We start from the raw sequence: 13,410 nt of genomic DNA, 5'->3' as shown, positions 1-13,410 counted from the left end.
GCCATGAAATTATACCTCACTTACCTCCTACTGCTATTATCTCTATCGATTACCGCACAAAGTAAAATGAAAGTGCTTATCGTTGACGGTCAAAACAATCATCTAGTTTGGCCCAAATCTACCATTATGATGAAGCAATATCTAGAAGAAACAGGCCTTTTTGAAATTGATATCCAACGTACCCAATACCTGTGGAAGGCAGAACGGGAAACGGATTATTTACCCCTTGCAAAAACTGGAAAAAGTGAAATATTGGAACAACCCAAAACAGACCCGGCATTTAGTCCTGATTTTGAAAAGTATGATGTGGTTATATCCAACTTCGGATGGAAGGCAGCTCCATGGCCCATAGAAACCCAAAAATCGTTCGAAGTCTATATACAAAATGGAGGCGGATTTGTAAGTATTCATGCTGCCAACAACTCCTTTCCAGAATGGGAAGCCTATAATAAGATGATAGGCTTAGGGGGTTGGGGAGATAGGACCGAAAAAGACGGCCCTTATGTTTATTATGACAATGTGGGCAATAAGGTGATCGACACAAGCGAGGGAGCGGCCGGTGCCCATGGGGACAGACACCATTTTCCAGTTACCGTTCAACATATAGACCATCCAATAACCAAGGGTATGCCCAAGGTGTGGATGACCGGTATTGATGAATGTTATGCCAAATTACGCGGTCCGGCCGAAAATATGACGGTATTGGCCACCGGTAAGGACTTAAGTGAAAATGCCCCTACGGACCGTCAAGAACCTGTGCTTATGACCATAGAATATGGCAAAGGACGTATATTTCACAACGCTTTGGGCCACGATACCGATTCTTTCGAAAATGTTGGGTTTATCGTTTCCTTTTTGCGGGGAACGGAATGGGCTGCATCGGGTAAGGTAACGCAAATCATCCCAATCGATTTTCCAACAGCACAAGAACCTAGGCAACGAACATTTAAGCTTGCCAACCATTAAACGAGTATGCTGTGCAGTATTTAACAACAACTATAGATGTAGCTTTTTTAATCTCCAATACCAGTCCTAATCCTTTTGGACAAATTGATATCGACCTCCCCATAAAAAAATTGAAATATAATGAATGGATACCCCTTTTGGGCCGAACCCTATCGCAATGGATAGTGTGGACCGGCATAAATGAACCTTCAGTAAAAAGCCTTCCACAGAACTATAAACAGGATGAACGTGGTAAAAATAAAGCCTCCATAGGACATTGAGATTCAATGGGTATATTTAAAGTGGCCAAAGTGGATGGGGATTGCTTTATGTAGGACATTAATATTCGTCCTATTTTGGAATTTCATGATTGGATTAAAAACGAAGCTGGGCTCCAATAGTACTTAAAACAACAATTAACTGAGAACTTAATACAGACGGATAAGATGAATTTACTCAAAACAAATACTAGGCCTTCAGTAATTATTTACTTGGTAGGAATACTGATGGTCGGTTGCCAAACTGGCCCCAAGAATAGTGAAAAAGAAATTGCAATAACAAGCACGATCCAATTGGGGGAGCAACCCAATATTTTGTGGTTGGTAACAGAAGATATGGGACCCTACATTCCGTCTTTTGGTGATTCCACTATTGTGACACCTAATTTAAGTCGCTTGGCCGCAGAAGGTGTGGTATATCCAAATTTGTATTCAACTTCAGGAGTTTGCGCTCCCAGTAGGGCTGCCATTATAATGGGGATGTACCCTTCCAGTATTGGGGCAAACCATATGCGCACCACGTCCTATACCGAGGTTACCGGGTTGCCCTCATACGGGGCAGTACCCCCACCTCAAGCCCGTATGGTTAGTGAACTACTTCGTATGAACGGTTATTACTGCTCCAATAATTATAAGGAAGATTATCAATTTGAAGCCCCTAAAACAGCCTGGGACGAAAGTAGTCCCTATGCCCATTGGCGCAATCGTGATGAAAATCAACCCTTCTTTTCAGTGTTCAATTTTACGGAAACACATGAGTCGGGACTTTTTGAGCCCTATGGTTTTAGGAATATAGAAACAAGGCATTATCACGAGGGGGATAGATCTTACAAATGGGATGGAAATCGTATGGCAGAAGAGGAAACGCCAATACATTTGCCAAAAGATACAGAGTTTGATATTCCCCCATACCTTCCGGATACTCCCAAAGTACGGAGGGATATGTGGAAGCTATACAATAATGTGGCGGAAATGGACAAGCAGGTCGGGGCCGTATTAAAGCAGTTGGAGGAGGAGGGGCTATTGGAAAATACTATCATCTTTTTCTATGGTGACCATGGCGGACCCCTGCCCAGGGAAAAGCGGTTGATCTATGATTCCGGTTTAAACACCCCAATGATCATAAGGTTTCCAAAAAAACAACTTGCCGGAACCAAAGATACCCAACTGCTCAGTTTTGTAGATTTTGCCCCTACCCTTTTATCCCTCATAGGAATTGAGCCTCCCTCCTATATGCAAGGACAGGCGTTTTTAGGGAAATATAAGGCCGAAAACGAGCGCAAATATATTCATGGTGCCGCAGATCGTTTTGATGGATTTACCGATGCCATCCGTGCCGTTCGCGATAACCAATTTAAGTATATAAGAAATTACAGACCGGAACAAGGATATTATTTACCAGTGGATTACAGGGAAAGGATTCCTGCCATGCAGGAATTGTTGCGTTTGCGTGATGAAGGGAATTTGGATAGCACACAAGCACTTTGGTTTAGGGAACAGAAGGATCCGGAAGAATTGTATGATTGTCTAACCGATCCCTATGAATTGCAAAACTTGGCACAAAACCCGGATTACAGGGAAAAAATGGAAGAATTACGAGCCGAAATGGATCGTTGGCTAAAAGAAATTGGGGATGTGCCCAACCTTCCTGAAAAAGAATTGATATCCAATCTTTGGAATGGTGCCAAAACCCAACCCATAACCTCAGCACCCAACATAACCTCCTCCAACAATAAAATAACACTTGAATGTGCTACTGAAGGAGCTTCTATAGGGTATAAAATAATAGATAAGAACGGCACTACCCCAAAAGTATGGTCCGTATATCAAAAACCATTTGAAGTTCCAGCGGGAAGTGGGCTAATTGTTCAAGCCTATAGGATTGGATTTGTGCCCAGTGAAATAGTGGAAACTAGAGCAGAATAACGTATTGGATTATAGGGTTTACATAATTCTGCATTCGTCCAGAAAACAAATAAATCATATTTCTATAATTCCAATTTGGTAAAGGATTGCACATCCAATGTATTAAGTTCAACACCTCATAGCAGTACAGTGCAGGATACGTTCTTTTATTCTAAATACTAATTTTAAATATCTTTTCATTCTTGATTGCTATACAATTATGAAAAAACAATTGAAACAATGATTGGATTGCCCATTCATAGTGCCTTTTGGGCCTATGACCGGGCTAACTTTTAATACTTAATTAAATAGAATGTCAGTAGAATCTAACAACAATACTTTTGACGCCATTGTAGTAGGAACAGGAATAAGTGGCGGCTGGGCGGCAAAGGAGCTATGCGAGAACGGTCTTAAAACCTTGGTTTTGGAACGTGGAAGAATGGTAAAACACGTGCAGGACTATCCCACTATGAACCTTGATCCTTGGGATCTGCCCAATGCCGGGGAGACCCCTGCAAAAATAAAGGCAAAATATCCCAAACAATCCCGTTGGGGCTTTGATGAGACTACCCGGCATTTCTTTAATGACGATTCGGAATATGATTATGCCGAAGCAAAACGTTTCGATTGGATTAGAGGTACACAGGTAGGTGGCCGATCCCTGATATGGGGAAAACAAACCTATCGTTGGTCAGATTTGGATTTTGAAGCCAATGCCAAGGACGGCATTGGGGTTGATTGGCCCATACGTTACAAAGATATTGAGCCTTGGTATGCCCATGTAGAAAAACATATTGGTGTTAGTGGCGAAGCTTTAGGGCTACCTCATTTGCCCGATAGTGTGTTCTTAAAGCCTATGGAGTTGAACTGTGTGGAAGAACATTTGAAAAAAGGCATTTCAGAAAATTATGATGATCGGGTTTTAACTATCGGGAGAGTGGCACATATTACCGAAGGCACAAAACCCGGGGCAGGAAGGATTAGCTGTCAGTATAGAAACCGATGTAAGCGCGGCTGCCCTTATGGTGCCTACTTCAGTTCAAATTCGTCAACAATACCCATGGCAGAAGCCACTGGAAATATGACCATAAGGCCAGATTCCATTGTATCCGAGGTACTCTATGATAAGGATAAAAAGAGAGCTACAGGGGTTAGAATAATCGATGCCAACACTAAGGAAGTGTTGGAATTTAGATCTAAAATTGTATTTCTCTGTGCCTCATCCATGGCCTCTACGGCCATATTAATGCAATCCAAATCAGAGGCTTTCCCGAACGGAATGGGCAATGCGAGTGGGGAATTGGGCCACAACATTATGGACCATCAACTGGGAGGGGGCGCCAATGGAAAAATTGACGGATACGATGATAAGTATTACAAAGGACGAAGACCTAACGGATTTTATATTCCTAGGTTTAGAAACGTAAATAATTCTTCCAAAAAATTGGATTTTATACGGGGATATGGTTATCAAGGTAGTGCCGGCCGTAGTGATTTTAGTACGTTCATCCCGGAGTATGCCTATGGAAAGGAATTTAAGGAGGCCGTGTTTCAACCAGGAGAATGGCGAATTAATCTCGGGGGCTTCGGTGAAGTATTGCCGTACCATGAGAACCATATGTATCTGGATTATGACAAAATGGATAAATTTGGCCTGCCCACTATTGTATTTGATGCCGAGTTTAAGGAAAATGAGAAGCGTATGAAAAAAGATTGGATAGAACAAGCGCAGGAAATGCTGGAAAATGCCGGTTTTAAAGAGGTAAGGGCCAATCATAGAGAGTCCTATATGGGTGGAGGTATTCACGAGATGGGGACTGCTAGGATGGGCAGAGACCCTAAGACTTCGGTCTTAAATAAATATAATCAACTTCATGAAGTACCCAATGTATATGTAACTGACGGTGCTTGTATGACCTCTGCAGGCTGCCAAAACCCTTCCTTGACCTATATGGCCATAACGGCAAGAGCGGCAAATCATGCGGTTGCAGAGCTGAAAAAAATGAATTTATAATCTAAAAGATTAAGTTTATTTAAAGCGCTTAATTATAGGGCATTTGTGAAAATAATATTGGAGACAATTCTGGTTATCAAATCTTGCTTTCCGCCAAATATTTTGGCACTCCGAATAGATAAAGATTTCCTTTTACTATAAACAAAAAATGCAGGTCCAAGGACCTGCATTTTTCAAATTACCATGATTATATATTTTAGTTGGTGTAGGGCACTGTACCTGTTTCATCAACCGGGTACCCCCACTTTTTAATGTATTCCATTCCCGGAAGAAATTCATCCCCAGTTTCTTTCAAGCGTTGGGATAACTGTTTTTCCAATTCGTCCTGAAGGGTGGTATAGCCCTCATTGCCCACAAGGTTGAACAATTGGTATGGGTCATTGATGTTATCGAACAGCAGCCAGGGGCCATTCAAATCGCGGGCATAGGTATACTGTAAGGTCTTTATGGCCCTGTACTCCCTTGCCCCATGTTGTACTTTGTTCCATTGCCCAAAAGGTTGTACACAGGTTAACAAGGTAGCATGTCCTATTTCCGCTGCCCCTTCCATATAAGGCCTATAATCCAATCCTTCCACGGTGTTTGGGATGGAAATATCACAGAGACTTAAAAGGGTGGGCATGATATCTTCGGAATTCATTAAAGCCTCCCGTTCTCCTGCAGCGATTTTTAATTTTTCAGGAATATAGTACAGCATGGGCACCCTTGCGGATTCCTCATAAGGTTGTTGCTTTTTATAGGCTCCATGGGATCCCAATAGATCCCCATGATCTGCAGTAAACACTATGATGGTATTATCAAATTGACCGGAATCCTTTAGATTTTTTATCACCTTGCCTATCATATCATCCAATGCCGCTATATGGGCATAATAACCTGCCAGATCCTTTTTCGCCCGTTCTTTAAGGCTATCCGGCACATTTCTACGGAGTTGGATCTTTGCCGGATCAAATCGGTTCCTATATTCCAATGGGGCAGTATGGTATGGTGCGTGGGGTGTACCATAGGAAAGGATCATCATAAATGGATTCTCAGCAGACTTCCTTTCCTTGATATAGTCTATGGCAGCATCGGTCTGTTCAAAGGTGTCATAGCCGTCCCAAATTTTTCTTTTGGGATCATCGTTGTCATAGTACACAGATTCATTGTAATCGTGGGTACATTCGTTGCCTTTCCAGAACTGGAAACCCTGTCTTCTTTGGCCAGGGGCCACATTCTGCAAACGTCCATGTCCGTCCAAATGCCATTTACCGATATAGCCGGTATCGTATCCTTCCTTGTTGAACACCTTTGCAATGGTTACCGCATTGGTATCCAGCTGTACATCGTTCATAAAGACCCCATGGGTCAATGGGCGTTGCCCGGTCAAGAGCGATGCCCTAAACGGAGAACATACGGGCATCCCGGAAACCGCATTTTTGAAATTGACGCTTATGGCTGCCAAACTATCCAGATGCGGGGTGTCCACATTGGGATCACCTGCATAACCCGTAGCCTGGGCCCGCCATTGGTCTGTTAAAAGTACCAAAACGTTAGGCTTGGTGGGGGTTTGGGGTTCTTCCGTTTTCTTTTTCTCAGCACAACTTCCAAGAAGGATTACACCCAATAAAATGATTAAATAACTACTTTTTTTCATACTTATTTTTCTTATTTATAGTTTAGGATTCCAAGAGGCTTCCAACTTATTCCTTAAATCGTTTACTACTTCTGGTTTTTCATCTACCAGGTTTACTTGTTCAAAAGGATCTTTAAAAATATTGTACAACTGGATTTTTTCATTTGGCCTGTTCTTTGGGTCGGGAACTATAAGCTTATAAGGATTGGTCATCACCATTCTATATTTAAGTCCTTCCTCAATAGTATTAAAGTCATGGTTATAAATTTCCCCAAAAACGGCCTCTCGATTATTGAGTTCAGTTTCATCCAATACATTGATTCCGTCCAATTCCTCGGGGGACTCCAGCCCCAAAAGATCTAGTACCGTTGGCACCATATCCAAGCTACTTACCAAAGATAGTGTATCCAGTCTGGGCGTAATTTTGCCTTTCCATTTATACATGATAGGGGTCCTCAATCCATAGTCATAAGGCGCTTGTTTAGAGATTGGATTGTATGCTCCATTGTTTTCATTCTGTACCCAACCATTATCGCAGACATATACGAACAGGGTATTTTCTGTTTGACCCTTCTTTTCAATATAATCCATAAGATCCCCACATGTGATATCGAACCATTCGCACATGGCCCAATACTTGGCTACAAACTCCGTAGGTGCCTTGGGCAGGTATTTCTGCAAAAGACTGTCCGGTGGATTATGGGGCGAATGCGGTAAAAAGGGAGCATACCACATAAAAAAGGGCTTCTTCTTTTCCAAGGCCAAATCTATGTAATTATAGAGGGTATCCATACCTTTACGACCAATTTCGAGGCCATAATCTCCATGCCTACCCCCTCGGTCAGGATCACCGTGCGTCATACCGTAATCGAAACCTCCATTGGAATAATTTCCAAGCCACCACTTACCGGTTTGAAAGGAGAGATAGCCTTTTTTCTGCAACATTTTGGGCAAAGTGTTCAGGTTTTTAAAGTTTTCTATTACCGGCTCATAATTTTTGGCCCTCCAAGTTGATAACCAAGCAGGTTTGTTTCCCAAATCATCGCTCGGAAGTACCCTATCATTTCCCAATACCATATGATTACGTGGATAAACCCCGGTAATCATGGATGCCAAGGAAGGGGCACAGAGTGAGGTTGGAACATACCCTCTTGAAAACGTTAGGCTCTCATTGGCCAATCTATCCAAATTTGGCGTTTCAATATGTTCATGGCCCATAAAACCATAATCTGTCCAAGCTTGATCATCCGAAATTATAAAGACAATATTCGGAAGCTCCTCCTTTTGCTTCTCTGCTATCTCCTGCTTAACCTCTTTGCAAGAGGTGAAATAGATGGCTATCCCTAGCGTTAATACTACTAATGATAAATTTTTCATACCATATCCTTTTTTAAAATTTCAATTCCTGTGGGTGTAGCTATTTGTACTCCCCAATCCTTACCTTCATTACAAAAGGGCAAGTAACATAGTCCTTTCCCCCTTTTACATTCTTAGTTCTTTCGCCATTTCACTATTTCTGATTGCCCTTGACACTTCATTATCATAGTCTACTAATTTTCAACTAAGATAAAAAGATCAAGGGCAATAGATTTACATAGATCAGGAACCTCTTTTTAATACCCAGGATTTTGTGTCATGTTGGGATTTAGATCCAACTCATTATTTGGAATCGGGTATACCAACTTATCTTGGGTTATAGCAAAGGATTCTGGACCGTAGGCAATGAAATCTGGCGGAACCAGCGTAGGGTCCGCTTTTTCCTTTATACCGAAAGCAGTGATAACCTCAATGGCCTTACCAGTCCTTACCAAATCGAACCAGCGGTGATTTTCAAAGGCCAGTTCAACCCTTCTCTCCTGGGCTATGGCATTCCTAAAGGATACTTGATCTGGCAAATCGGTTGTTGTCAATTCGGGCAATCCGGCACGGACCCTTACCCTATTTAGCATAGTAAAGGGTACACCGGTTTGATAACTTTGTTCATTAATGGCCTCTGCAAGCATTAACATTGCATCGGCATATCTATACACCGGCCAGTTGTCCGGAGATCTTGAAAAATCGGGATCTGTATCGTGATTATACTTGTTAACATAGTACAGAGGACTGGGATTCCTGTCAAAGTAAGCTACCGATATGTCCTTTCTTTTATCATTGGCTTCATAGGCTTCCACCATATCCTTTGTTGGTATATTCCTTCCTGGAGAATTTTCAGGACCTAGAACTACGACACCCCTAGACCCTACGGGTGCAAATTGGTATATAAAATTGCTGGATTCACCCTCCTGTCCCTCTTTAAACTGAACTTCAAAAATAGATTCTTGGTGGTTCTTATTTGCCGGATCAAAGATATCTGCATAATCGTCCAACAAATCGTACTGATCTGATCCGATAATACTATTTAGTTGAATTTGGGCATTGCCATACTCTCCTCTTGTTAAATAAACTTTGGCCAAAAGCATTCTCGCGGCTCCTTGGGTAATTCTACCCACATCATTACCGGTATAGGCCAAGGGCAAATTGGAAATAGCAAATTCAGCATCATCCACTATAGCCTGATAAACTTCGGAAGTAGGATTTCTTTTTAGGGCAAACGCATCTTCCGCCGAACTTACCGGCTCTATAAGCAGGGGTACATCTCCCCAATAACGCACTGCAACAAAGTGGTAAAACGCCCTAAAAAAACGTAGTTGGGCTTCCAACATTTTGGCCGAATCCTGATCTATTTCAGCACTGTTAAGATAAAACAAGGTTACATTACAATCCTTTATTCCACCATAAATATTGTTCCAAGCATCCGAAATGGGACCTGCAACCGATGTCATTTTGAATTGGTCCAAAAAGCCATATTGCCTTCCTCCTCCCAATGAACCTTGATCCAAAAGGTTATCATAAGTAGTATTATCCGATCTGCCTTCCTCTAGAAAATGAGCGCTTAATACATAATCTTGCATACCTCCATAAACGCCAAGCAACGCTTGATCAAAATCTTCCTCTGTTTGGTAAAAATTGCCTTCAGTTAAATAATGGTCTGGAGTAACATCTAAAAATTCTTCATTACAACCTAGGAATACTAATATTGAAACTATAAATAGTATCCTTTTTGACCCTAATATTGAGCTATATTTTTTCATCGCGGATATTTTAAAAATTAATATTGACACCAAGGGTGTATGTTCTGTTTATAGGATATGAAAAGTCATCCACACCTAATGCCTGCGGATTGTTCCCAAAATTACTTACTTGGGGGTTCCAGCCAGAGTAACTGGTGAATTTCGCCAGATTCTGTACGCTAAAATGGAACCGCAGACTGGATATAAAGGTTTTATCCAATACCGAAACGGGTACTTGGTATCCTAGGGTAACATTCTTTATCCATATATGGTCCCCATCTTCCACCCAAAGATTGGATGCAGCATGTTGATTTGCATAATGAAGGGAAGGAATCAAACCCTTGCCTGGATTTTCCGTAGACTTCCATCTATCCAAAAATTCCGTACTAACATTCCATCTACCTTTTTCATTATAGAGCACTTCGTTCAGCTGTGGAATAATTTGATAGCCGAATGCACCCGTAGTCAATATGGAAAGGGATAAATTTTTGTAATTGATTACATTATTAAAGCCTAAATTAACTTTAGGATGTGGATTGCCAATATAATCTCTGTCCAAACCAGTAATTGAACCATCTCCATCTACATCCCTGTAAATATAGGCCCCAAGTTGTTTGGAGCCTGGCCACCCATGAAGGTTAGGGTCGTCCAATTGTTCTTGGGTATTAAAAATCCCGTCAATAATATAACCTCGTAACGATCCTACAGGTAGACCTACTTGAGTAACGTTCCATGTAGAGATAATTTGTGATATTTCTTTAGGAAGATAGGTTACTTCATTTTTAATGAACGATAAATTTAAATTACTGTTCCATGAAAAATTATCATTGTTTACACGGGCAGCCAACTCAATATCAACACCCTTATTTACCATCTCCCCTATGTTGGTCCTTGTGGAGGCAAATCCAGAAGCCCTTGGTATGGAAAGGTTGAAGAGCATATCTTCTGTCGTTTTCTCAAAATAGCTTGCGTTTAAAGTAATGGCATCCCTAAGGAATCCCATGGAAAGCCCCAAGTCCAATTGCTTACTTGTTTCCCATTTTAAATTGCTAGAGCCCAAGGAAGTAAGTGATTTCCCTACCTGGATATTGTCGTTGAGTACATAATTAAAGTTATTGTTCAGGTTATTCAAGTTGGGGATAGAAAGTATGGTCCCGAATCTATCAAAATCACCGATAGCGGAATTACCTGTGATACCATAGCTAGACCTAAGCTTTAACTCGTTCATAAAGAAATCCTCCGGGTAAAAGCTTTCTTCCGAGACTCTCCATCCAACCGATGCCGAAGGGAAATTACCATACTTGTTATCGTCTCCAAATCTAGAGGATCCTTCCCTCCTAAAATTCACTTCCGCCAGATACTTGGATTTATAGTCATAACTAAGACGGGCAAAATATGCCGCCAAGGACCAGTTGGTCAAATCTGTTACCGCAGCTGAAACTTCAGAAGCCTCCAGAAAATTCAAGGTATTATCACTAGGAAAACCAGTGGCATTGATTGTTGACAATTCCCCTGTTTGTTTTTGGGCGGTATAACCCAATAGGGCACTAATGGAATGTTGTCCAATGGTAGTATCATAGGTAAGGAGATTATCGATGCCCCAATTAGTAATATCACTCTTTTGATTGGTACCTGAATTTACGAACGGAGGCGCTCCAGGTGAAAGATTGGAGGCGTTTCCAATGGCAAACCGTCCAATGGTACTTGGTGTAAACGTATTTATCTCCCTTGTCAACAAGCGTCCATAAAGTTGTGGTTTGTAATGTAGGCCGGGAAGAATTTGCATGTCCAGATTAATACTGGCATTGATATCTCTTTCTATTCTATTATTGGTAAGCGAATTCGCTTCAAATATAGGGTTGGCATAGGCAAAATATCCTGGGGAATCAGCGGGAATATAAGGCTTAAGATCGCCGTTTTCATCATAAGGGGACTGTAAGGGACTAGCCGTTACCGCCTTCATGATAATACCCCTGGAGCCATCCTCCGGTATGGAATTGTTGTCCGAAAAGGCAACAAACATATTGGAGCCAACACTAAGCCAATCGCTGATAGTGGCGTCCAGATTGGATCGGAGGGACAATCTTGAAAAGTCAGTGTTTAGAAGCACACCTTCCTGATTTAAATATCCAGCAGAGACTACACCCTTAAATTTACTGTTACCACCTCTATAGGTAAGGTTGTGGTTCTGAAATACCGCACTTCGCATCAATAGACTTTGCCAATCCGTACCACTGCCTGGAGCGCTGTTCAGTGCATCCAAATAAATATCTGGCACTGGAGTATTGCTCCCGCTACGTGCATTTACTTCCTGGACCCTTTCCAAATTGTATTGGGCATATTGTGGTGCATCAAGGGTTTGCGGACGCCAGTTATTCGGTACCATTTGAAATCCACTGGAACCATTATAAGTAAGTTCGCTTCTGGATTCTGTTGCCTTTAGGGTCTGTATCAAGATAACCCCGTTGGTTCCCCTTGCTCCGTAGATGGAAGTGGACGCCGCATCCTTTAAAACGGTAATTTTTTCAATATCATTGGGGTTAAGACTCTGGGGAATACCATTGCCTACTGGAAATCCGTCAATAACCACCAGTGGTTCAATTCCTGCATTAATAGAGCTGATCCCCCTTACTTGTATACTAGGAGCCTGTCCTGGAGAACCATTACTTTCGGTAATTGTAACACCGGACACCCTACCCTGAAGGACTTGGCCCGAAGTTGAATTGGGCATATCCTGTACACCTTTCATATCCACTTCAGAAACCGCTGAAGTTATCTTTTTCTTACTTTGAGAACCATATCCTACTACAACCACTTCGTCCAAACCAGCCGCACTTTCTTCTAAGGTAACATTAATGGAACTTTGACCGTTAACAGGAACTTCAGTGGTCGCAAATCCAATATAGGAAACTACCAAGGTGGCATTTTCATCGGAAACTGCAATAGTGTAGTTTCCATCAAAATCTGCAGTTACTCCGTTGGTAGTACCCTTTTCTACAATATTGGCCCCAGGCAAAGGGTTGCCGTCATTGTCGGTAACCACCCCACTAATGGTTTGTTGCATCTTTTTGGACTCAACTACTTTAGGATTTTTCTTCAAGAAAATTGCTCCGTTGTCCGTAAACTGAAAATCAATGTCGGTAAGCATGGCACATTTGTTCAGCAGGACACCTACCTTTACCGTACCCTTTTTTATTTCGACAAGGGGACTTCCAACAAAAAGATCCGATCTATAGATAAAGTTGTAATCGGTCTGTTTTTTAACAACCTCCAACACTTGTTCTATAGAAAGGTTGGCGTCTTCTGTAAACGTAATTTTCTTGTCTTGGGAAAATCCATTTTCTACGCTAAATCCGAACGAAAGAATCGAAAAGAAAAAAATGAAGATTTTCATAGTGATGATTAGGGACGTCTTGACATAGGCAAGACTACCCCTATTTGGTTTAGTTTTCATAAATTTGAATGTTAGTTAATTTTTGATTAATTAATGTACTAGGGGATGGAGATTTCAATTGTCCAGATTTAGACTCCATTCCCCTTTTT

General features: G+C 41.6%; 8 protein-coding genes. 4 read left to right on the top strand and 4 right to left on the bottom strand.

Annotated elements, in window-relative coordinates; all coding sequences use genetic code 11:
* Positions 1 to 3 precede the first annotated feature (3 nt).
* The 4 genes from KO529_RS05025 (at position 4) to KO529_RS05010 (ending at position 5,142) form a co-directional block, all read left to right on the top strand.
* Positions 4 to 966, top strand: coding sequence for a ThuA domain-containing protein (locus KO529_RS05025; protein WP_215946804.1), 963 nt, complete (start codon positions 4 to 6; stop codon positions 964 to 966).
* Between the two features lie 11 nt (positions 967 to 977).
* Positions 978 to 1,226: a hypothetical protein gene (locus KO529_RS05020; protein ID WP_215946803.1), complete on the top strand. Its 249-nt coding sequence runs from the start codon at positions 978 to 980 to the stop codon at positions 1,224 to 1,226.
* Between the two features lie 165 nt (positions 1,227 to 1,391).
* Positions 1,392 to 3,149 carry a sulfatase-like hydrolase/transferase gene (locus KO529_RS05015; RefSeq protein WP_215946802.1) on the top strand — a complete coding sequence of 586 codons (1,758 nt, stop codon included), beginning with the start codon at positions 1,392 to 1,394 and terminating at the stop codon, positions 3,147 to 3,149.
* Positions 3,150 to 3,441: 292 nt separating this feature from the next.
* Positions 3,442 to 5,142, top strand: a complete 1,701-nt coding sequence (locus KO529_RS05010; protein ID WP_215946801.1) for a GMC oxidoreductase — start codon at positions 3,442 to 3,444, stop codon at positions 5,140 to 5,142.
* Positions 5,143 to 5,338: 196 nt separating this feature from the next.
* Here KO529_RS05010 and KO529_RS05005 read toward each other — a convergent pair whose 3' ends face one another.
* From KO529_RS05005 to KO529_RS04990, 4 genes are all read right to left on the bottom strand, one after another.
* Positions 5,339 to 6,778 (bottom strand): sulfatase family protein, encoded by a 1,440-nt coding sequence (locus tag KO529_RS05005; RefSeq protein ID WP_215946800.1) that lies wholly within the window; start codon positions 6,776 to 6,778, stop codon positions 5,339 to 5,341.
* A 15-nt stretch (positions 6,779 to 6,793) separates the two neighbouring features.
* Positions 6,794 to 8,134, bottom strand: a complete 1,341-nt coding sequence (locus KO529_RS05000; protein WP_215946799.1) for a sulfatase family protein — start codon at positions 8,132 to 8,134, stop codon at positions 6,794 to 6,796.
* A 236-nt stretch (positions 8,135 to 8,370) separates the two neighbouring features.
* Positions 8,371 to 9,888, bottom strand: a complete 1,518-nt coding sequence (locus KO529_RS04995; protein WP_215946798.1) for a RagB/SusD family nutrient uptake outer membrane protein — start codon at positions 9,886 to 9,888, stop codon at positions 8,371 to 8,373.
* A 10-nt stretch (positions 9,889 to 9,898) separates the two neighbouring features.
* A complete protein-coding gene (locus KO529_RS04990; RefSeq protein WP_215946797.1) occupies positions 9,899 to 13,321 on the bottom strand; it encodes a SusC/RagA family TonB-linked outer membrane protein in 3,423 nt (1,140 codons plus the stop codon).
* Positions 13,322 to 13,410 lie beyond the last annotated feature (89 nt).

This window comes from Arenibacter algicola (assembly GCF_018860365.1).
Taxonomy (GTDB): domain Bacteria; phylum Bacteroidota; class Bacteroidia; order Flavobacteriales; family Flavobacteriaceae; genus Arenibacter; species Arenibacter algicola_B.
This window is presented reverse-complemented; position numbering and strand designations above follow the sequence as displayed.